This is a genomic window from Arthrobacter sp. P1_C12_2 (assembly GCF_056406415.1).
The window spans coordinates 293,190-312,759 of sequence record NZ_JBFUAF010000002.1 but is presented as its reverse complement, the minus strand read 5'-3'; the positions used below and the strand labels follow the sequence as shown (position 1 = coordinate 312,759).

Genomic DNA, 19,570 nt, shown 5'->3' with positions numbered 1-19,570 from the left:
CCCGGACCGACCGCCGCCACCGAGAAGCCCCCGGCAGACGACTGCCGGGGGCTTCTCGGTTGAAGAATCGTGCAGGGAATATCAGGCGGGGAACTCGCCGCGCCTGACCTGGGGCTTGGGCAGGCGCAGGCGGCGGAACTGAAGGGAACGCATGGAGCCGTACCATACGGTGCCGCGCTCGACGTCGCCGAACTTTTCGCCGAGCCGCTTCTTGAGCTTGCGGGAGAGGATGAAGACATCCACGAAGACCGCGGCGAACATGACCCAGAAGGCGCCCAGAACGTAGATCATCTGCGCGCTGGAGGCCGGCACGAGCAACGAAATGATGACGAACAGCAGGGCACCGAACATGAGGAACTCGCCCAGGCTGAAGCGGGCATCGACGTAGTCACGGGCGAAACGCTTCTGCGGGCCCTTGTCCCGCAGCGGCAGGAACTTCTCGTCACCGGTGTCCATGGCCTGCCGCATCTTGAGCCGCTGCTCCGTGACGGCGGCGCGATCCGCCGCCTTGGAAGCCTTGCGGTCCTCCGGCACGAGGGGCCGTTTGCGGGCCGCCTCCTGGGCGCTGCGCTTGGGCGTGGGTGCGCCCTTGCCGGTCACGGCGCCACGGGCTGCTGCCTCGGCTGCCTGCTGGTCAACTACGTCCTGCGCCGATGGCGCTTCCTTTTTACGTCCAAACACCCCTAAAGAATACCCCGCAGACACAGGTCCGAGACCCAGCCCACACGGCGCCGGCCCGGCGGTGACGCTGTTTGTAGTGATTCAGAGCACGGGTAGTGTTTTGGCCATGACTTCATCTACCGCGGGGAACCCGCAGACCACCATGGACCACGACGGCACTATCGATGCCGAGGCCCTCCGCCAGGCCGTTGCCGAATCGTTCGACGAGACGATCGGCCAACTGACGGACCTTGTCGCCATTCCGGGCATCGCCTGGCCCAGCTTTGATCCTGCCCCGTTGAACCGCAGCGCCGACGCCGTCGCCGCCCTCGTGCGGGCCAGCGGTTTCGACGACGTCCGCATCCTGCGCTGCGACAAGGAAGACGGGACGCCCGGCGGGCCCGCCGTCGTCGCCCGCCGCCCGGCCGCAGAAGGCAAACCGACAGTTCTGCTATACGCCCACCACGACGTCCAGCCCACCGGCGACCTGGCGCTCTGGGAAACCGACCCCTTCACCGCCGTCGAGCGCGACGGCCGGCTCTTCGGCCGCGGTGCCGCGGATGACAAGGCCGGCATCCTCGCCCACATCGCCGCCTACTCGGCGGTGACGCGCGTGCTCGGGGACGAACTGGGCCTCGGCGTGACGTTCTTCTTCGAGGGCGAAGAGGAGGCCGGCTCGCCAACGTTCCGGTCGTTCCTGGAAACTCACCGGGAGCTGCTGCGCGCGGACGTGATCGTCGTGGCCGACTCCAGCAACTGGAAGGTCGGCATTCCGGCCCTCACCACCAGCCTGCGCGGCCTGGTTGACGGCACCATCGAGGTCAAGGTCCTGGACCACGCGGTGCATTCGGGCATGTTCGGCGGCCCGGTGCTCGACGCCCCGACCCTGCTGGCCCGCCTCATCGCGACGCTCCACGACGACGAGGGCAGCGTGGCGATCAAGGGCCTCGTGAGCCGCGATGACGTGGTTGTCGACCTCACGGAGGAGGAGTACCGCGCCGACGCCTCCGTGCTCGACGGCGTGAAGCTTGCCGGGACCGGAAGCATTGCCTCGCGTATGTGGACCAAGCCCGCCCTGTCCATCATCGGTTTCGACGCCCCGGCCGTGGACGTAGCCTCCAACACCCTGCTGCCGCGGGCACGGGCCAAGTTCAGCCTGCGCCTGGCCCCCGGGCAGGATCCGGCGGCCGCCATGGAGGCTGTCCGCAAGCACGTCGAAGGCCACGCCCCGTTCGGCGCGCAGGTGGTGTTCACCCCGGGGGAGAGCGGCAACTCCTTCCTGACCGACACGAGCTCGAAGGCCGCGTCCGTGGCCATGTGGGCCCTGGGCGAGGCCTGGGGCGTGCCCGCCGTTGAAATGGGGATCGGCGGATCGATTCCGTTCATCGCGGACCTGACGGAGCTCTACCCGGACGTGCAGATCCTGGTCACCGGCGTCGAGGATCCCGATTCCCGCGCCCACAGCGCCAACGAATCGCTGCACCTGGGCGACTTCCGGAACGCGATCGTCGCCGAGGCCCTGCTGCTCGCGCGCCTGAACAACGAAGGCGCGCTCTAGCCGCCGGACCTGTCGGGCCCGGGGGGAACATCCAGCCGTCTCCCACGGTTACGTTAGAAGTTAGAGCTACAAGGCTGCGCGAAGTAGCATGTAGCTATAGCCCATACCGTTTAAGTAGGGGCGGGCACCGTGCTAGCGGGGCCGCCACCACCGTTGCAAGAAGGTAGGCCATGAGCACTACAACCAATGAAAACAGCGCCGGCAACACTGCCGCCGAGGCCGGCGAGCTGGCCACGCACGAGGTCAAGCTGACCGACGTCGCGGCCGGGAAGGTCCGCAGCCTGCTGGAGCAGGAAGGCCGCACTGATCTGCGCCTCCGCGTTGCCGTGCAGCCCGGCGGTTGCTCCGGCCTGATTTACCAGCTCTACTTCGACGAGCGGCTGCTCGACGGAGACGCTGTGCGCGACTACGACGGCGTTGAAGTCGTGGTCGACAAGATGAGTGTTCCTTACCTCAGCGGTGCCAGCATCGATTTCGAGGACACCATCGCCAAGCAGGGCTTCACGATCGACAACCCCAATGCCGGCGGGTCCTGCGCCTGCGGAGATTCTTTCCACTAGTTACTTCCACTAAGGCCGGGCATTTTGCCCGGCCTTAGTGCCGCACGATCCTCAACGAGTGGCGCCTATAAAAAGCTCCCGACGCACGGTGCGGACATGTGGGCGAAAACTCCCAGGGAGCGGTAAGCTCTACACCGAGTAGTAAAACTTTTCGTTTGCCCTGCCCATAATTTGCGGGGCAACAGCAACAAGTAGGAAGGGCCGTCTGTGAGTTCGCAGAACCGAACCGGCAGCCGACGCAAACAGATCACTACGATCACTGGCTTGGCACTAGCCGGCGCGTTGGCTTTGACTGGATGTTCACCAGAGGTACAGAAGGGCTGGTTGCCCACCGAGCGTGGCACCACCAATCACGTTGACCTCATCATGGACCTCTGGGTCAACTCATGGATTGCCGCGCTGGTCGTCGGCATCATCACCTGGGGCCTGATGATCTGGTGCGTCGTCGCTTACCGCCGCCGCAAGGGCACTGTGGGCTTCCCCCGCCAGAACAGCTTCAACCTTCCGCTTGAAGTGTTCTACCTGACGATCCCGCTGTTCATGGTCCTGGTGTTCTTCTACTTCACCGACCGCGACACGGCGTCGATCGATGACCGCTCCAAGCCGGCCGACGTCGTCGTCGACGTCCGCGGCAAGCAGTGGGCATGGGACTTCAACTACTTGAAGGGCGCCGTCGTCACCGAGGACGTCCACGAAGCAGGCGTCCAGGCGCACCTGACCGGCAACGACGTGGACAAGAACAAGCTGCCCACCCTGTACCTGCCGGTCAACAAGTCGGTAGACCTCGAGCTCAACGCACGCGACGTCATCCACTCATTCTGGGTGCCTGCCTTCCTGCAGAAGCGGGACATGATTCCCGGCAAGACCAACTACATCCGGTTGACCCCCACCAGGGAGGGCACCTACGACGGTAAGTGCGCCGAACTCTGTGGTGAGTACCACTCCGAAATGCTGTTCCGCGTGAAGGTTGTCTCCGAGTCGGAGTTCCAGGCGCACATGAACAAGCTGCGCGAGGACGGGAACACCGGCCTGCTCGGTGAAGAGTACGACCGCAACCCGGCCCCGGCCGAAACCAAGTAAGGGGAGCGACGTGGCAACTTACACTCAATCCGCCGGGATCCTCGAGACTCCCGTTGTACCGAAGTCCAAGGGACGCATCGTCGTCAACTGGATCACCTCGACCGACCACAAAACGATCGGGTACATGTACCTGATCGCGTCGTTCATCTTCTTCTGCTTCGGCGGCATCATGGCGCTGCTGATCCGTGCCGAGCTCTTCGAGCCGGGCATGCAGATCCTGCAGACCAAAGAGCAGTACAACCAGCTCTTCACCATGCACGGCACCGTGATGCTCCTGATGTTCGCGACGCCGCTGTTCGCCGGCTTCACCAACGTCATCATGCCCCTGCAGATCGGTGCCCCCGACGTCGCCTTCCCGCGACTGAACGCGCTGGCCTTCTGGTTCTTCCTCTTCGGCTCCACGATCGCCGTCTCCGGCTTCATCACCCCGCAGGGTGCCGCCTCATTCGGCTGGTTCGCTTACGCGCCGCTGTCCAACACCACGTTCAGCCCCGGCGTGGGCGGTGACCTCTGGGTCTTCGGCCTGGCGCTCTCCGGCTTCGGCACCATCCTCGGCGCCGTCAACTTCATCACCACGATCATCTGCATGCGCGCCCCGGGCATGACCATGTGGCGCATGCCGATCTTCACCTGGAACGCCCTCGTGACCTCCATCCTGGTCCTGATGGCCTTCCCGCCGCTGGCCGCCGCGCTGTTCGCGCTCGGCGCCGACCGCCGCTTCGGCGCGCACATCTTCGATCCTGAGAACGGCGGTGCCGTCCTCTGGCAGCACCTGTTCTGGTTCTTCGGCCACCCTGAGGTCTACATCATCGCCCTGCCGTTCTTCGGCATCGTCTCCGAGATTTTCCCGGTCTTCAGCCGCAAGCCGATCTTCGGCTACAAGGGCCTGGTTTACGCGACCATCTCCATCGCCGCCCTTTCCGTGACCGTGTGGGCCCACCACATGTACGTCACCGGCTCGGTCCTGCTGCCGTTCTTCTCCTTTATGACGATGCTGATCGCCGTCCCGACGGGCGTGAAGTTCTTCAACTGGATCGGCACCATGTGGCGCGGTTCCATCACCTTTGAGACCCCCATGCTGTGGAGCATCGGCTTCCTGGCGACGTTCCTCTTCGGTGGCCTGACCGGCATCATCCTGGCCTCGCCGCCGCTGGACTTCCACGTCTCGGACTCCTACTTCGTGGTGGCGCACTTCCACTACGTGGTCTTCGGTACGGTCGTGTTCGCCATGTTTGCCGGCTTCTACTTCTGGTGGCCCAAGTGGACCGGCAAGATGCTCAACGAGCGCCTCGGCAAGATCCACTTCTGGATGCTCTTCCTGGGCTTCCACGGCACGTTCCTGATCCAGCACTGGCTGGGTGTCGAGGGCATGCCCCGCCGCTACGCCGACTACATGCCGCAGGATAACTTCACGTGGATGAACCAGTTCTCCACCATCGCCTCGTTCGTCCTCGGCGCCTCGCTGATCCCGTTCTTCTGGAACGTCTACATCACCTGGCGCAGCAACGAGCGTGTGGAAGTTGACGACCCGTGGGGCTTCGGTGCCTCGCTCGAGTGGGCCACGTCCTGCCCGCCGCCGCGCCACAACTTCACGTCCCTGCCCCGCATCCGCTCCGAGCGTCCCGCCCTGGACCTGCACCACCCGGAGCTCTCCCAGTCCTACACCGCGGATTCGCCTGCTCCGGCAGCAGCGGCTCTCGGTAACGCCGACCAGAAGGACACCGCCAAGTGAAAATCGAATCAAGGATCTTTGGCTTCGGGGTCTTCTTCTTCGTGCCGGTGGCGTTCATCTACGGCTACCTGACTAACTGGACCGAATGGGTGGGCGCGCTGGCCATCCTGCTGGTCGGTGGCCTCGCCGGCATGATCGGCGCCTACCTCGGCTTCACCGGCCGCCGCGTGGGCATGCGCCCCGAGGACCGCAACGACGCCGAGATCCACGAAGGCGCCGGCGAGCAGGGACACTTCAGCCCCTGGAGCTGGTGGCCGCTGATGCTCGGCATGTCCTGCGCCGCAGGATTCCTCGGCCTGGCCGTGGGCTGGTGGATCGTCTTCATCGCCGGCGGAATGGCCGTGGTCGCACTGGTCGGCTGGGTCTACGAATACAGCCGCGGTGACCACGCGCACTAGCGTCCACCCGGACTAAAAGTTCATAACGCACGACGGCGGGCCCCACCAATGGTGGGGCCCGCCGTCGTTTACGGGTTGCTTCAGTTTTGCCCGGCTGGGTTTGGTGCCTGGGCCTGAGGCCCTCAGGCGGCCGCTGCGGACTCCAGGAGGACCCGGAGTTCTTCCAGTGCACCCTCGGCCTCTGCGAGGCTGCGGGCGGCCGGCAGGGCCTCCGCAGCGACGGCCAACTCCACTTCACAGCCGCACTCGAAGTCCTCGGTCATGACCTCCAGCAGCGAGCGGGCGTCGACGCCGGGCCTGCCGTCCTTACTGATGGTCACCGGGAGCCCGGTCGCCGTGACCGCCCTGACAAATACTGCCGCCGGCCGGGCGTGGAGGCCGATGGCGGCCGTGACGATTGCCTTGCAAACTGGCAACGGGACTCCCTCATGCTGGTGTCGGGTCTGTAGGTGGTGCTGGTGGGCGGGTTGACCATGCGAGCGGCGATCCCTCTGAAAGAGGTTCCGTCGGACTGGCCTTCCGTCAGACTGGGCGGGCGCCATTGCCCCGGCTCCGGTCTTTCCCTTCAAGGGTAGCCGCGGGGGAGGGGCCTGCACGACTTGAGTCGGTGCCGTGGTCTAGACCTGCCGGGCCCCGGGCTTACCCTTGAGATATGAGTGTATTTCCCGCGCCGGGCCCCCACCGGAGGCTGAACCATGGCGTCCTCTAACGCGTCCAGAATGATTGGCGAGATCGACCGTCAGAGCGGGGTGCCGATCTACGTGCAGTTGCGGGAAATCCTGCGGGCGCACATCGCTGCCGCCTGTCCGCCCGGATCTGCGCTGCCCTCCGAGCGTGACCTCGCCCAGCGCTTCGGCCTGGCCCGGATGACGGTGCGCCAGGCCATCGACGCCCTGGTGGGCGAGGAAGTGATTGAGCGCGTCGTGGGCCTGGGCACGTTTGTGCGCAAACCCAAACTGGATCTCCAGGTAAAGCTGACCTCCTACAGCGAAGAGATGCAGCGGCGCGGCATGGTCCCGGCCGCCAAGGTCCTGAGCTTCGAGCAGATTGGCGCGAGCGCGTTCCTGGCCCGAGAGCTGCAGTTGGAGGAGGGGACACCCCTGGTCCGGTTCCGGCGCCTCCTGCTGGCAGACAGCGAGCCGATGAGCGTGGACGAGAACTTCATCCCGGCCCACCGGGTCCCCGGCCTGCTGGACGGCGAACCGCCCACCTCCCTCTACAACGTGCTGAGCGAACGCTACGGGCTGGTGATGGAATGGGGCGAGGACATGATCGAGGCGACAGCCGCGTCGCCGTCCACGGCAAGGCTCCTGAACGTGGAGGTCGGAACTCCGCTGCTGAAGATCCAGCGTCACGCCTTCGTGGCCCGCGCCATGGTGGACTACTCCGTGTCCTACTACCGGGCTGACCGCTACAAGCTCTGGGTTCCGCTGCAGCGCCCCGGCGTCCGGCCCACCCGCAACTACTCCTCGGGGTACCGCCCGTAGCACCCCGTTGCCACTTGTTTCTGCAGCTTTGAGGGGACGCAGGAAGGCCCGGTCCCAAGGGACCGGGCCTTCCTTTGTATTGCTTGGTGCCGCTTAGTGGCTCAGCGACTTCGACTCAGCGGTTTCGATCGCTTCGTGGGCGCCGTGGTGGCCGTGAGCGGCCTCCAGCTCCGCGGGAGTGGCCGGGGCAACCCGGTCTTCGAAGAACCAGCGGGACAGCTTTGCGCGGCGCTTTTCCTTGCGGTCAACGACGCCGTGCTCGTTCGGCACCGCGGGCAGCGGGACCGGTGACTCGAAGCCGACCAGCTTGTAGCGCTTGTATTCATCCAGCGGGGCGTGGACCTCGATGAACTCTCCGTGCGGCAGGCGCACGATGCGGCCGGTTTCGCGGCCATGCAGGGCAATCTCGCGGTCCTTGCGCTGGAGCGCCAGGGCGACCCGTTTCGTGACGATGAACGCGATAACCGGGCCGATGAAGAACAGCGCGCGCAACCAGTAAGTCACATCGTTCAGGGCCACGTGGAAGTGGGTGGCGATGAGGTCAGAGCCAGCGGCTGCCCACATGACGCAGTACCAAACGAAGCCGGCCATGCCGATTGCCGTACGGGTAGGAGCATTGCGGGGACGGTCCAGGACGTGGTGCTCGCGGTTGTCCTTGGTGATCCAGCGTTCAATCCACGGGTAGGTGAACATAACCGTGAAGAGGATTCCCGCCGGGACAAGTGCCGGCAGCAGCACGTTGAACGTGAACATGTAGCCGAACCACACCTGCTCGACCTTCCAGTCACCGATCGTGCCCGGCATCAGGCGCAGGGCGCCGTCAACGAAGCCGATGTACCAGTCAGGCTGAGTGCCGGCAGAAACCGGGGAGGGGTCGTACGGGCCGTAGTTCCAGATCGGGTTGATAGTGAAGAACGCCGCCATGATGGCAACGACACCGAACACGATGAAGAAGAAGCCGCCGGCCTTCGCCGCATAAACCGGTCCCAGGGGGTAACCAACGACGTTGCCGTCATTGCGGCCGGGGCCGGGGTACTGCGTGTGCTTGTGCACAACCACCATAAAGAGGTGCATCACGATCATCAGCAGGATGAGCGCGGGAACCAGCAGGATGTGGAGCATGTACAGACGGCTGATGATCATGGTGCCCGGGAACTCGCCACCGAAGAGGAAGAACGAGGTGTAGGTGCCGATGACCGGGATGGACTTGATGACACCGTCGATGATGCGCAGGCCGTTGCCGGAGAGCAGGTCATCCGGGAGCGAGTAGCCAGTGAAGCCCGCGGCCATGGAGAGGATGAGCAGGACGCTGCCCACCACCCAGTTCAGCTCGCGGGGCTTGCGGAACGCGCCGGTGAAGAACACGCGGAGCATGTGCACGGAGACAGAGGCGACGAACAGCAGGGCCGACCAGTGGTGCACCTGGCGCATGAACATACCGCCGCGGACATCGAAGGAGATGTTCAGCGAGGAGCTGTACGCCACAGACATTTCAACGTTCTTCAACGGCGCGTATGAGCCCGCGTAGTGCGTCTCCGCCATGGACGGATCGAAGAAGAATGTCAGGAACGTGCCCGAGAGCAGCAGGATGACGAAGGAGTAGAGGGCCACTTCGCCGAACATGAATGACCAGTGGTCCGGGAAAACCTTCCGGCCGAATTCGCGGAGAATTCCCGAGCCGCCGACGCGCTGGTCGACGAAGTCCGTGATACGCCCGCCAGAGGTCTTTGCGACGAAGACGGGGGCATCAGGAGTTAGGGATGAGGACATGCTGCTCACGCTCCCAGTAAGTCGGTCCAACGGGTTCATGGAAGTCGCTCGTGGCGACCAGGTAGCCCTCGGAGTCCACTGCGATGGGCAGCTGGGGGAGAGGACGGCTGGCCGGTCCGAAGATAACCTTGCATTGCTGGGTCAGGTCGAAGGTTGACTGGTGGCACGGGCACAGCAGGTGGTGGGTCTGCTGCTCGTAGAGGGCAACAGGGCAACCAACGTGGGTGCAGATTTTGGAGTAGGCAACGATTCCGTTGTAGGCCCAGTCCGCGCGTTCGGGGGAGGGGTGGAGCTCCTCCGGGTTCAGGCGCATGAGCAGGACAACAGACTTTGCCTTCTCGTTCAGCTTGCCCTCGTGCAACTCGTTCAGCCCTTCCGGGATGACGTGGAAAGCAGAACCGATGGTGACGTCCGCGGCCTTGATGGGGGTGCCATCGGGGTCGCGGGCAAGGCGCTTCAGCTTTCCGTCCGGGCCCGGCGCCCACATGGTGTGGGCCAGCGTGTTGTCCGGCCGGGGACCGAGGTCACCGAAGATGGCCAGGGCCGGCAGCGGCGCGAGGGCGACGGCGCCGAGCAGGGTGTTGCGAATCAGCGGCCGGCGCTTGATGCCGGTTTCTTCCACAATGTCGTCGACGATCCGGACGGCAGCCTGGCGGTCGTCCTCGGTGCGGATTGCGTGGCGCTCTTCCGAGACCTCGTGGTCCGGCATGAGGGCCTTGGCCCAGTGGACGATGCCGGTGCCGATGCCGAGCATCGCAAACGCGGTGCCGGTGCCGAGCAATGCGTTCTGGAGGCGGATCGTGGCGATCGAGGAATCATTCCCCAGATCGATCGCGAAGTACGACACCAGGAATATCAGGGTGCCAACGACCGAGATACCGAACAGAAGGGCTACCTGCCGTTCTGCTTTCTTTGCGGCCCTCGGGTCCGTGTCAGCCAGGCGCAAACGGTGCGGGGGAATTCCAGGATCCTGGAACTTCTCCACCTCATTCTGACCAGCCGTAGCTACGGTGCCCGAGTGGCTCGGACTGCCGTCACTATGGTTGCCCATAATTCGCCTCATCCTTCTCTCGTCTCGGCATGTGCCGAGTTAGGTTTCAATTCAAACTGCTGACGGGTCAGCAGAAAATTCTTACAGGTGCAAGGTCCGCTTAGGACGTGCGGGATGTGAGCCAGATCGTGAACGCAATGATGACGCCCAAGCCGGCAATCCAGACAAAGAGACCTTCGGAAACCGGTCCCAAAGCTCCAAGATCGGCACCGCCGGGTGAACCGTTGGACTCGATCTGCTTCAGGAAGGTGATGATGTCGCGTTTTCCCTCGGGGGAGATGTTCGCGTCACTAAAGACCGGCATGTTCTGGGGGCCGGTAACCATGGCTTCGTAGATGTGCTGGCCGGAGACGCCCGCGAGAGCCGGGGCGAACTTGCCTCGGGTGAGGGCACCGCCGGCAGCGGCAGCGTTGTGGCACATGGCGCAGTTGGTGCGGAAGAGCTCTCCACCCTTGGCTGCGTCGCCCTTCTCGTCGAGGACGCCGGCTTCGGGAATGGCCGGGCCAGGGCCGAGCGAGGCAACGTAAGCTGCCAGCTGCTTGGTCTGTTCCTCGTTGAACTGGGCGGGCTTCTGTTGGGCCTGCGGGCCGTTCATCTGCATGGGCATGCGGCCGGTGGCTACCTGGAAGTCAACAGCGGCAGCACCGACGCCCACGAGCGAGGGCCCGGACTGGGAGCCGCTGGCGCCCATGCCGTGGCAGGTGGCGCAGTTTGCGGCGAACAGCTTGCCGCCTTGCTCTACGTCGCTCGCGCTGTAGGTGGTGGTGTCGGCCTTGGCCTGGTTGACGGTGGTGGCAACGGCGTACAGCCCACCCGTGACCAGGAGGCCCATCAGCAGCAGCGCAATTGCTGCTAGTGGGTGACGTCGCTTCTGCGAGAGTGCCTTCACGTGGTGGTTCCTTTTTTCGATCCTGCGGTGGCTCCGGGAGCCGCTTCTTGAAATTCTGCCTCTTGTAGAAAAAGAGTCAAGTCAGACTACTTGAGGACGTAGATGACCAGGAAGAGGCCAATCCAGACGACGTCCACGAAGTGCCAGTAGTACGAGGTGACGATCGCCGAAGTTGCCTCAAAGTGTCCGAACTTCTTCGCGGCGAAGGAGCGGCCCATGATGAGCAGGAAGGCAATCAGACCGCCGATGACGTGCAGGCCGTGGAAGCCCGTCGTTATGTAGAAGGCTGAACCGTAGGCGTTGGAGGACAGCGTGATGTGCTCGGAAACGAGCATGGCGTACTCGGTCGTCTGGCCGGCGACGAAGAAGGAACCCATGAGGAACGTCAGGATGAACCATCCGTTCATCCCCCACTGGGTGAAGCTGAAGCGTCCGCCGGTCCGGCGCGGCTGGAGCCGCTCGGCAGCGAAGACGCCCATCTGGCAAGTAAACGAACTTGCCACAAGGACGATCGTGTTAACGAGCGCAAACGGGAAGTTGAGCTTGGCTGTCTCTTCGGCCCACATCAGTCCGGAAGTCGAACGGAGTGTGAAGTACATGGCGAAGAGACCGGCGAAGAACATCAACTCACTGGACAGCCACACAACGGTTCCAACAGAAACCATGTTCGGGCGGTTCAGCGTCGGGTGCGCCGGGGTACTGGGGGCATGGGTCGCAGATGTCACATAGACATTATGTCTATAAAAGTCCGTCCTGCCCAACGCAAACCGCGTTTTCGGAGGACTTTTTCTACAAAGACGCGAATTCGCGCGGAAAAGTTCCCGGAGGGGTTCACATTGGTCTTTGCGGCGCCGACCTCGATAGCATCGGGAGGTGACTTCACAGGCATCTGCACAGGCGGCAGGCAACACCTGGCCGCGGCTCATCAACGCACTCATCAACGGTGCCGACCTCACTGCCGGGAGCACTGAGTGGGCCATGAACTCCATCATGTCCGGCGAGGCGACGCCGGCCCAGGTGGCGGGATTCCTGGTGGCGCTGCGCTCCAAGGGCGAGACCGTGGATGAGCTGGCAGGCCTGGTGGAGGCGATGATCGCCAACGCCAATCCCATTGACATCGCGGGGGAGAAGCTCGACATCGTCGGCACGGGTGGCGACCAGCAGAACACGGTCAACATCTCCACGATGGCCGCCCTTATCGCTGCCGGCGCGGGTGCCAGGGTGGTCAAGCACGGCAACCGTGCGTCGTCTTCCTCTTCCGGATCCGCCGATGTCCTGGAGGCCCTCGGCGTCCGGCTGGATCTTCCCATTTCCCGCGTGGCGCTCAACGCCGAGGAGGCGGGGATCACGTTTTGTTTCGCCCAGGTGTTCCACCCCTCGATGCGGCACGCCGCCGTCGCCCGCCGCGAACTCGGCGTTCCGACGGCGTTCAACTTCCTGGGCCCCATGATCAACCCGGCGCATGTCCAGGCCTCGGCCGTGGGTGTCGCCAATGAGCAGATGGCTCCCTTGGTGGCCGGCGTCCTGGCCAAGCGCGGCAGCCGCGGCCTCGTATTCCGCGGGAACGACGGCCTGGATGAGCTCACCACCACCGGCCCGTCGCGGGTGTGGGAGATCCGCGACGGTGAGGTCACGGACGAGATGTTTGATCCGCGCGATCTCGGCATCCGGACGGCCACCCTGGAGGAGCTGCGCGGCGGTGACGCAGTGGCGAACGCCGCCGTCGTCCGGGCCGTCCTTGGCGGTGCGCCGGGGCCGGCCCGCGATGCGGCGCTGCTCAACGCAGCGGCCGGGCTGGTGGCGTTCGACCTCGACGCTGTGGGTCCGCTGGCGGAGCGCATGGCCGCCGCGTTCAACCGCGCCGAGCAGTCCATTGAATCCGGTGCCGCGGCCGCAGTGCTGGACAGGTGGGTCGCCCTCTCGCAGACCGCCTAGGCGCGCTGCGTAGGCGCACCCGACCGGCGCGCCCCAGGCACGGACACACGGTGCAAATCAACAAGGACGGGCCCGGCAGAAATCTGCCGGGCCCGTCCTTCATGCTGCTGGTATGTCGGTTGTTCGCTACTGCTCGAATCCGAGGGCAAAGGCCGCATCGAGGTCGTGCTGGGAGTACGCGCGGAAGGCGATCTGCGTGGTGGTGTGCGAAACGCCCGGAACTTTCGAGAGCTTGTCCGCGATGACGTCCGCCAGATCGTCGTGCTTGGCGACCCGGGCGATGGCGATCAGGTCCCACTCGCCCGTTACGGAATAGACCTCGCTGATCCCCGGGATGGCCGAGATTTCCTCGGCGGTCTCCGGGATGCGCGAAGCGTTTGTCTTGATCAGGACGAATGCGGTGACCACGTGTGAGCCTTTCCGGATCGGTTGCGCCGTTTGCGGGCCTGTCGGCGGCCCTTGCACGGGCTCCGCCATCTTCTGCAAGCCTAGTGCATTAGCCCTGGCGGCGGCGTGAACGCAACCGCCGCACGCCCGCGGCCACAAGGCGGTAGCCAAGGAGGAAAACGGCCAGGCTCAGCAAGGCCACGATGATGAAGGGCAGCACCACCGTCTGCCCGGTGAGGGCCCGCAGGATCATGCCGACGCCGACGGTTCCGAGCCAGACGGCGACGCCGGCGGGCCACACCCGCAGGGGGTCATGCCACAGCCGGAGGACCAGCCATGCCAGTGCCGCGCCTGCCAGGAACGGCCACGCCGTCGCAAAGACGCCGGTGATAATTTCCCCGCGCTGGTGCGCGTCGCGTCCAATCGCCGCGAAGAGCAGGATCAGGAGTGCATCCGCGCATGCGGCCAGGGCTGCTGTCTGCGCGGGCCGGAGGCCGGTACTTGAAGCGTCCTGGGCGGACGGGCGGGGGAGTTTCGGGGTTGGAGAAGGCATACATCCAAGCCTAGTCCCGTCCGGAGGGGGCCCGGATGGGGCCAAGCGGAAGCCGTTGTGTGCGAAATCACCCGGGGCTAGGCTCGGTCCCATGCCACTGATGGCCGCCGGAGCCACCCGGTGGCACCGGCCAACGCAATGGGAGCGCTGTGAGCGAAAAAGTCACCACCTGCCTGTGGTTCGACAGCCAGGCCGAGGAAGCCGCCGAGTACTACGTCTCCATCTTCGACGGAGGCAAAATCCTCGATGTCGCGCGGTACGGCGATGGCGGTCCCGGGCCGGCCGGCCAGGCCATCACCGTCCGCTTCCTGCTTGACGGGCGCACCTTCACGGCACTGAACGGGGGACCGGCCTTCACTTTCACTGAGGCGGTGTCCTTTGTGATCGACTGCGCCTCGCAGGAAGAAGTGGACCGGTACTGGTCGGCCTTGACCGACGGCGGCCAGGAAAGCCAGTGCGGTTGGCTCAAGGACCGGTTCGGGCTCTCGTGGCAGGTTGTGCCGTCCGTGCTGGGACAACTGATCGGTGGCCCCGACCCCGACGGCGCCCAGCGCGCCATGCAGGCGATGCTTGCTATGCGCAAGCTGGACATCGCCGCCCTTCAGGAGGCCTACGACGGCGCATGACGCCCCCGGCGCCTGGCCCGCCGCGCCCGTCCCCGACCACGGTCGGCGTGGCCCCCAGACTCAGGGACGGTCCGCACATATGATCGAGGCATGAGTAGCGACGCCGTTCCGGAGGCTGTTGTCCCGGTGCAGCTGGATCCTCAGCTGGACGGCCAGCTGAGCATCAACGACATCCTGCTCGAACTCGGCCAGGCTCCCGTGGTGCACCCCTCTCCGGATGCAGCCAGTGAGCTGCACTTCTTCTAGGGCGCCGCTTATGGGCCCGCCATCCCGGTCCGGCTCCCACAGCCCGTTGACGGGCCCGCTGGCGAGCGGCATATGGGCTTCACCTCGGTGAATTCAGGCCCTTTGGTCCTAACGGCGGGCAGCCCCGCGGGCTAATTTGGCGCGTAAGGGATGCCAGCAGGGTTTCCTTAGAACGAAAGGATGGCTCCCGTGGAGCAATTCTGGCACGTCATTTGGCTGTTCTTTTGGGGTTTCGCGTTCGTCGCATATCTTTTCGCGCTGTTTGCAGTTATCACCGACGTTTTCCGGGACAACGAACTCAGCGGTTGGCTCAAGGCTGTGTGGATTATTTTCCTGGTCTTCGTGYCGTTCCTCACGGTTCTCGTATACCTGATCGCGCGGGGCCGCAGCATGGCCGAGCGCCAGGCCCGCAGTGCCCAGCGGGCAGAAGCCGCAACAACGGAATACATCCGCTCCGTGGCCTCGGCGTCCCCCACCCAGGAAATTGCAAAGGCCAAGGAACTCCTCGACGCCGGCACGCTGACCCAGGCCGAATTCGAAGCCGTAAAGGCGAAGGCGTTGAGCCAGCCATAACTTCCGCCGTCTTCAAGTCGGCCGCCTCATCAGCGGAAAACGCAGCCGTCAGTTCGACCGGCGGTGGCTGTCCAAGCCATGTTCGTAGGCGAAAATATCGGCGTGCACGCGGTCGCGCAGCCCGAGTTTCATAAGTACGCGGCCCACGTGGGTTTTTACCGTTGATTCCGCCACCAGCAATTGTTCCCCGATCTCGGTGTTTGTAAGTCCGCCGGCGATGGCCCAGAGGATTTCCAGTTCCCTCGGCGTCAGGGGCGCCACGGCTTCGTCGCCCCCGGCGGGGGAACCGGAGGGAAGCCTTTGGCTGAAGAGATCCAGCATCCGGCGGCTGACCCTGGAGGAAATGGCGGCGTCTCCTCCGGCGACGGCCCTTATGGAGGCGAGCAACTCAGCTGGTCCGACATCCTTGAGCAGGAAACCACTGGCACCGGCCCGGAGCGCCGCGAAGGCATACTCGTCGAGATCGAACGTCGTGAGGACAATGACCCGTGACTGCGGGCACTCCTCGGCGATTAGCTCGGTCGCGGCGATTCCGTCCATGCCCGGCATCCGCACATCCATCAGCACCACGTCGGGCGCCAGGGTACGACACATGTCGATGCCAGTCGCGCCGTCGGCGGCTTCGCCAGCGACTTCGACCCCCTCCTGGGCATCCAGGACCATGCGGAATCCCATTCGGACGAGTGTCTGGTCATCAACGAGCAGCACCCTGATCGGGCGCGGGGGCGGGGCAGCTACCGCGTCCATGCGGCTCCTTCCAGCGGCGGGAACCGGGCGGTCACGGACCATCCACCGTTGGTCAGAGGTCCCGCCTGCAGCGTGCCGCCGTAGAGTGCGACGCGCTGACGCATTCCCGCGAAGCCGTGCCCAGTATGGTCGGCAGGGACGTCCACTGGTTGCCCGTCGTCGGTTACCGAGACCATGATCTCCTGACCGGTAAACTGCGAGCGAACCGTGACTGCTGTTGCGGCCCTTGCGTATTTAAGCGCGTTGGTGAGCCCTTCCTGGATGACCCGATATACAGCCAGTTGGATCCCGGGGTCGGCCGGAGGAACACCGGCAGAATGCAGAACCACCGGAAGGCCCGTAGAACGGAACAGCTCCACCAGCGCGGGAACATCCCCCACCCCGGGCGAAGGTGCTACCGCTCCGGCCAACTCTGCGGTGTTGTCCTCGTTCAAAACTCCGAGCATTCGGCGCATGTCCGCCACCGCAACGCGCCCTGTCTCGGCGACCTGGCGCATGGCGTCGACGGCGCGGGCAGGATCAGTCGGGGCGATTTCCGCTGAACCATGGGCCAGGGAAATCATCACCGCTAATCCGTGCGCGACGACGTCGTGCATCTCCCGTGCGATCGCGTTGCGCTCAGCGGCAGCGGCAATGCTGGCCAGATGCTCCCGTTCGCGCATCAGCCGGTCTGTGCGGTCCACGAGGGCGGCCACGTAGCTGCAGCGTGTGCGTACGTTCAGGCCGGCCAACGCCGCGATCACTAGTACGACAATTGCCTGGCCGGCTTGGCCAAGGTCGACCATCGACCCGGGTAGGAGGACCGCGGCGAGAAGAAGGATTGCACTGGTGCCCAGCAGGGCATAAATGGCATGGCGGGCGGACCTGTAAACGGCGACGGCGTACAGTGCCATGGCTGTGGCCACCGCTGCAAAGCTCGCCGGAACCGAGAACGTGATGAGCATAATGCCGGCCGTGGCAGCCAACGACGCCGTCGGAGCCCGCCGGCGGAACAACAGTGCAATACCGGAGACCACCACGCCGAGTAGTGGGAGAACGAACCCTGGGTCTTCGGCCTCGCGAACGATAACGGCCACTGCCATGGCGGGCACTGTATACAGGGCGGCGACCAGGACGTCTGTAAGCCGTGCACGGGGACGCCATACGTCTCGCCGCAGCGGTTCGTCCGGCGAAACCGGCGCCGTCAAAGCCACTTCCGGCAACGCCGCCACGCGTGCAGTGTCCTCCGTCCCGGTCATGCTCCGGACTCTATCTGTGTGGAGTGCATGAAGGGGTCCTTAGGCCGTCTGGTTGGGGCGTTCAGTGGAGCGCAAGGACCAGGTAGAGGGCTGCGAGGGCAGCTGTGGTGGGGGTCATGATCAGGCGTTCGGGTTTGCTGCGGGAGATCCCGTTCATGATGACGCCGAGCACGAAGTATGCCGTCATCACCCACATGGTGACCGCAGTAAAGGATTCGCTGACCAAGGCCGGGACAAGGCCGGCCTTGGCCAGCGCTGCATAGGCGAAGAGGGCATACACGCCTATGGATACCGCGCTCCCGATCCTCAGTTTGGCAGGGAGGACGCGGTGTTGTCCGCCCCACGCCATTCTGCCCAGCGGAGCTCCAGCGATAAGCGCCCCCTGAAAGATGGCCAGGCCAGCCAGAAGTGCGCAGGCGAGTATTGCGAAAAGCTGATCTAATCCCATTTAATTCCATCCTCTTGTCCTGTCCTGGGCAACCACGTGTGTCTCATGTGCCGCGATCTCGATCAGCAGTTTCACCGGCCTTCGCTGATCCGGTTCCTCCCAGCACTGCGCTTTGCGCTTCGAGCCCTGTCGTGGCGGCTGTGGAGAGCATATTCGTGAAACCGGAGAACATGGCAACGGCCATCAGCGCCACGCCGTCCGACGCCGGATGGCGCTGAGAATGATCGCCGGGAGAGAACCCGCCAAAATGGCGAGCAGCAGGCCGAACGCGATCAGTCCGGGAACCCGGGCAGAGGTTCCTCCCGCCGGAATGTTCAGATGCGCCGTGGGATAGTCGATCATCTTGGCTGCCGATAGAGCCGTGCCACGGTCGGTATGCTGCGCCAGATACTCAAGGGCGCCATCGAATTCGAGCACACCGCCGGCGCCAGCAAAGGCGTCCACGGGGACCCTGCGGGACTCGGCCCAGTCCCTCAACTGCGGGTCAATATCCTGGTCCCGGGCCGCGCCGGGGGCGACGACGCTGTCCACCGGAGGTGCCTGCCGTTCCGGGACGGTCAGGAGAACCAACCCGTGCTTGGTGGTCACTGTGTCCGTGGCGCCTACCGCCACCGCCCGGGCCGCGAAGGACATGTTGTAGACCTCGAATGCGCTGGCAACGTCGATTTCGCCCACCCCGTTGACGAGCCCGACGCCGATCGTCGGCCGGAGCCACGGGATGATGGCGTTGAGTCCGATGGGAATGTCCGAAGCAGCGAAAGACTGGACGGGTATCGATGCCTCCGCCGCGACCGACCAGCCCGGGTAGTTCATCAGCCGGCCGCCTCGGTCGGCTTCGCCAGCGCCTGCCAGGTCCTCCATGACTTTCAGGGCGCCAGGGATGCCGGAGGTAACACCTGCTGTGGTGGTGATCATGCCGTCCTGAACGTATCGGAGACCTCCCGTCCATTGGACCTCGGGATGGCTCTGCTTCAGGGCACCCAGACGTGACCAATGGCTGGTCGCCGTGCGCCCGCTTAAGAGGCCGGTCCCGGCCAGGACGCTCGATCCGTTGCAGACGCCCAGGATGCGGGCGCCGCGACCTGATTGTTCCACGATCCACTCGCGCGTTGCGGTTTCCTCTGGCCCCTCCGGGGCGCCGACGGCGGGGACGACGACGACGTCCGGCTGCGGGGCTCTGTCCGATCGGACGTCCTCGAAGGTGTAGGTGGGCACTATCGCCGGGCCGCCGTCGATTGGCGCAGGGGTGGACTGCGCCGCGATGGTGTAGACGGAGAAATTCGGGGAGCTGGCAAATACTTCGTAGGGAGCCAGAACGTCGCTCCCCACGGTGCCCGACGAATCCAGGACAACGGCGACAACCATCGCGCCGGAGGAGGAGTATGGCCGATTCGTGGGCAGGTGCTTCAGTTCTTGAGCGGACGGGCGGACGTGACTTTCTGCATCCGCCACCTGAGCGCCGGCGAAAGCCAGCGCAGCCACAACGAGCAGGGACAATCCCACCGCGAGGGCGGTGTGAAAAAGACATACTGAGCGGGAAGCCATGAGCGGGTCTCGATTCCGTGTGGACGTGCGGGGCTATCACCGTGTGTGCGCCCTGCGTTGCTCTTTCACGCTACGGATTGGCTGTTA

General features: G+C 64.7%; 22 protein-coding genes. 10 read left to right on the top strand and 12 right to left on the bottom strand.

What is annotated here, in order from left to right; translation table 11 throughout:
* Positions 1-81 precede the first annotated feature (81 nt).
* Positions 82-681 (bottom strand): DUF3043 domain-containing protein, encoded by a 600-nt coding sequence (locus tag AC1DZQ_RS04180; protein ID WP_476962307.1) that lies wholly within the window; start codon positions 679-681, stop codon positions 82-84.
* 106 nt (positions 682-787) lie between these two features.
* On the opposite strand from AC1DZQ_RS04180, the gene AC1DZQ_RS04175 reads away from it, so the two are divergent.
* The 5 genes from AC1DZQ_RS04175 (at position 788) to AC1DZQ_RS04155 (ending at position 5,988) form a co-directional block, all read left to right on the top strand.
* A complete protein-coding gene (locus AC1DZQ_RS04175) occupies positions 788-2,218 on the top strand; it encodes a M20/M25/M40 family metallo-hydrolase (RefSeq protein WP_476962306.1) in 1,431 nt (476 codons plus the stop codon).
* 170 nt (positions 2,219-2,388) lie between these two features.
* Positions 2,389-2,778, top strand: a complete 390-nt coding sequence (locus AC1DZQ_RS04170) for a HesB/IscA family protein (RefSeq protein WP_476962305.1) — start codon at positions 2,389-2,391, stop codon at positions 2,776-2,778.
* A gap of 207 nt (positions 2,779-2,985) precedes the next feature.
* Positions 2,986-3,858, top strand: coding sequence for an aa3-type cytochrome oxidase subunit II (gene ctaC / locus AC1DZQ_RS04165; RefSeq protein WP_476962304.1), 873 nt, complete (start codon positions 2,986-2,988; stop codon positions 3,856-3,858).
* A 10-nt stretch (positions 3,859-3,868) separates the two neighbouring features.
* Entirely contained in the window at positions 3,869-5,590 is a 1,722-nt protein-coding gene (gene ctaD, locus AC1DZQ_RS04160; protein ID WP_476962303.1) for an aa3-type cytochrome oxidase subunit I, read from the top strand.
* On the top strand, positions 5,587-5,988 hold the full coding sequence (locus AC1DZQ_RS04155; protein WP_476962302.1) for a cytochrome c oxidase subunit 4: 402 nt from the start codon (positions 5,587-5,589) through the stop codon (positions 5,986-5,988). Before ctaD ends, AC1DZQ_RS04155 begins: the two co-directional genes overlap by 4 nt.
* A 122-nt stretch (positions 5,989-6,110) precedes the next feature.
* Here AC1DZQ_RS04155 and AC1DZQ_RS04150 read toward each other — a convergent pair whose 3' ends face one another.
* On the bottom strand, positions 6,111-6,404 hold the full coding sequence (locus AC1DZQ_RS04150) for an HPr family phosphocarrier protein (RefSeq protein ID WP_476962301.1): 294 nt from the start codon (positions 6,402-6,404) through the stop codon (positions 6,111-6,113).
* A gap of 279 nt (positions 6,405-6,683) precedes the next feature.
* On the opposite strand from AC1DZQ_RS04150, the gene AC1DZQ_RS04145 reads away from it, so the two are divergent.
* On the top strand, positions 6,684-7,475 hold the full coding sequence (locus tag AC1DZQ_RS04145; protein ID WP_476962300.1) for a GntR family transcriptional regulator: 792 nt from the start codon (positions 6,684-6,686) through the stop codon (positions 7,473-7,475).
* A gap of 93 nt (positions 7,476-7,568) precedes the next feature.
* Here the strand turns inward: AC1DZQ_RS04145 and qcrB are convergent, their stop codons facing one another.
* The 4 genes from qcrB to ctaE form a co-directional block, all read right to left on the bottom strand.
* A complete protein-coding gene (qcrB, locus tag AC1DZQ_RS04140; RefSeq protein WP_476962299.1) occupies positions 7,569-9,245 on the bottom strand; it encodes a cytochrome bc1 complex cytochrome b subunit in 1,677 nt (558 codons plus the stop codon).
* Positions 9,223-10,296: a cytochrome bc1 complex Rieske iron-sulfur subunit gene (gene qcrA, locus AC1DZQ_RS04135; RefSeq protein WP_476962298.1), complete on the bottom strand. Its 1,074-nt coding sequence runs from the start codon at positions 10,294-10,296 to the stop codon at positions 9,223-9,225. Before qcrA ends, qcrB begins: the two co-directional genes overlap by 23 nt.
* 100 nt (positions 10,297-10,396) lie before the next feature.
* Positions 10,397-11,185 (bottom strand): cytochrome bc1 complex diheme cytochrome c subunit, encoded by a 789-nt coding sequence (gene qcrC, locus AC1DZQ_RS04130; protein WP_476962297.1) that lies wholly within the window; start codon positions 11,183-11,185, stop codon positions 10,397-10,399.
* A gap of 86 nt (positions 11,186-11,271) precedes the next feature.
* Positions 11,272-11,910: an aa3-type cytochrome oxidase subunit III gene (gene ctaE / locus AC1DZQ_RS04125; protein ID WP_476962296.1), complete on the bottom strand. Its 639-nt coding sequence runs from the start codon at positions 11,908-11,910 to the stop codon at positions 11,272-11,274.
* A gap of 148 nt (positions 11,911-12,058) precedes the next feature.
* On the opposite strand from ctaE, the gene trpD reads away from it, so the two are divergent.
* Complete coding sequence (trpD, locus tag AC1DZQ_RS04120; RefSeq protein ID WP_476962295.1) at positions 12,059-13,120, top strand: anthranilate phosphoribosyltransferase; 1,062 nt, start codon at positions 12,059-12,061, stop codon at positions 13,118-13,120.
* A 126-nt stretch (positions 13,121-13,246) separates the two neighbouring features.
* Here trpD and AC1DZQ_RS04115 read toward each other — a convergent pair whose 3' ends face one another.
* The gene (locus AC1DZQ_RS04115) at positions 13,247-13,528 is read right to left on the bottom strand and encodes an Lrp/AsnC family transcriptional regulator (RefSeq protein WP_476962294.1); all 282 of its coding nucleotides are present in this window, start codon (positions 13,526-13,528) and stop codon (positions 13,247-13,249) included.
* A gap of 88 nt (positions 13,529-13,616) precedes the next feature.
* On the bottom strand, positions 13,617-14,060 hold the full coding sequence (locus tag AC1DZQ_RS04110) for a DUF3054 domain-containing protein (RefSeq protein WP_476962293.1): 444 nt from the start codon (positions 14,058-14,060) through the stop codon (positions 13,617-13,619).
* A gap of 149 nt (positions 14,061-14,209) precedes the next feature.
* Between AC1DZQ_RS04110 and AC1DZQ_RS04105 the strand changes: the two genes are divergently transcribed.
* From AC1DZQ_RS04105 to AC1DZQ_RS04095, 3 genes are all read left to right on the top strand, one after another.
* Complete coding sequence (locus AC1DZQ_RS04105; protein WP_476962292.1) at positions 14,210-14,686, top strand: VOC family protein; 477 nt, start codon at positions 14,210-14,212, stop codon at positions 14,684-14,686.
* A gap of 90 nt (positions 14,687-14,776) precedes the next feature.
* A complete protein-coding gene (locus AC1DZQ_RS04100; RefSeq protein WP_018773067.1) occupies positions 14,777-14,932 on the top strand; it encodes a hypothetical protein in 156 nt (51 codons plus the stop codon).
* Positions 14,933-15,121: 189 nt separating this feature from the next.
* Entirely contained in the window at positions 15,122-15,505 is a 384-nt protein-coding gene (locus AC1DZQ_RS04095) for an SHOCT domain-containing protein (protein WP_476962291.1), read from the top strand.
* 48 nt (positions 15,506-15,553) lie between these two features.
* On the opposite strand, the gene AC1DZQ_RS04090 is transcribed toward AC1DZQ_RS04095, so the two are convergent.
* From AC1DZQ_RS04090 to AC1DZQ_RS04075, 4 genes are all read right to left on the bottom strand, one after another.
* Positions 15,554-16,252 (bottom strand): response regulator, encoded by a 699-nt coding sequence (locus AC1DZQ_RS04090; RefSeq protein WP_476962290.1) that lies wholly within the window; start codon positions 16,250-16,252, stop codon positions 15,554-15,556.
* Entirely contained in the window at positions 16,240-17,490 is a 1,251-nt protein-coding gene (locus tag AC1DZQ_RS04085; protein WP_476962289.1) for a sensor histidine kinase, read from the bottom strand. The genes AC1DZQ_RS04090 and AC1DZQ_RS04085 overlap by 13 nt, the downstream gene beginning before the upstream one ends.
* Positions 17,491-17,551: 61 nt before the next feature.
* Positions 17,552-17,938: a hypothetical protein gene (locus tag AC1DZQ_RS04080; RefSeq protein WP_476962288.1), complete on the bottom strand. Its 387-nt coding sequence runs from the start codon at positions 17,936-17,938 to the stop codon at positions 17,552-17,554.
* Between the two features lie 183 nt (positions 17,939-18,121).
* Complete coding sequence (locus tag AC1DZQ_RS04075; protein WP_476962287.1) at positions 18,122-19,483, bottom strand: DJ-1/PfpI family protein; 1,362 nt, start codon at positions 19,481-19,483, stop codon at positions 18,122-18,124.
* Positions 19,484-19,570: the final 87 nt, after the last annotated feature.

Excerpts from the sequence above, each read along its gene's own strand:
- AC1DZQ_RS04075 (WP_476962287.1), bottom strand. The coding sequence starts at position 19,483 with ATGGCTTCCCGCTCAGTATGTCTTTTTCACACCGCCCTCGCGGTGGGA.
- AC1DZQ_RS04085 (WP_476962289.1), bottom strand. The coding sequence starts at position 17,490 with ATGACCGGGACGGAGGACACTGCACGCGTGGCGGCGTTGCCGGAAGTG.
- AC1DZQ_RS04080 (WP_476962288.1), bottom strand. The coding sequence starts at position 17,938 with ATGGGATTAGATCAGCTTTTCGCAATACTCGCCTGCGCACTTCTGGCT.
- qcrB (WP_476962299.1), bottom strand. The coding sequence starts at position 9,245 with ATGTCCTCATCCCTAACTCCTGATGCCCCCGTCTTCGTCGCAAAGACC.
- AC1DZQ_RS04175 (WP_476962306.1), top strand. The coding sequence starts at position 788 with ATGACTTCATCTACCGCGGGGAACCCGCAGACCACCATGGACCACGAC.
- qcrA (WP_476962298.1), bottom strand. The coding sequence starts at position 10,296 with ATGGGCAACCATAGTGACGGCAGTCCGAGCCACTCGGGCACCGTAGCT.
- AC1DZQ_RS04145 (WP_476962300.1), top strand. The coding sequence starts at position 6,684 with ATGGCGTCCTCTAACGCGTCCAGAATGATTGGCGAGATCGACCGTCAG.
- AC1DZQ_RS04090 (WP_476962290.1), bottom strand. The coding sequence starts at position 16,252 with ATGGACGCGGTAGCTGCCCCGCCCCCGCGCCCGATCAGGGTGCTGCTC.
- AC1DZQ_RS04100 (WP_018773067.1), top strand. The coding sequence starts at position 14,777 with ATGAGTAGCGACGCCGTTCCGGAGGCTGTTGTCCCGGTGCAGCTGGAT.
- AC1DZQ_RS04110 (WP_476962293.1), bottom strand. The coding sequence starts at position 14,060 with ATGCCTTCTCCAACCCCGAAACTCCCCCGCCCGTCCGCCCAGGACGCT.
- AC1DZQ_RS04170 (WP_476962305.1), top strand. The coding sequence starts at position 2,389 with ATGAGCACTACAACCAATGAAAACAGCGCCGGCAACACTGCCGCCGAG.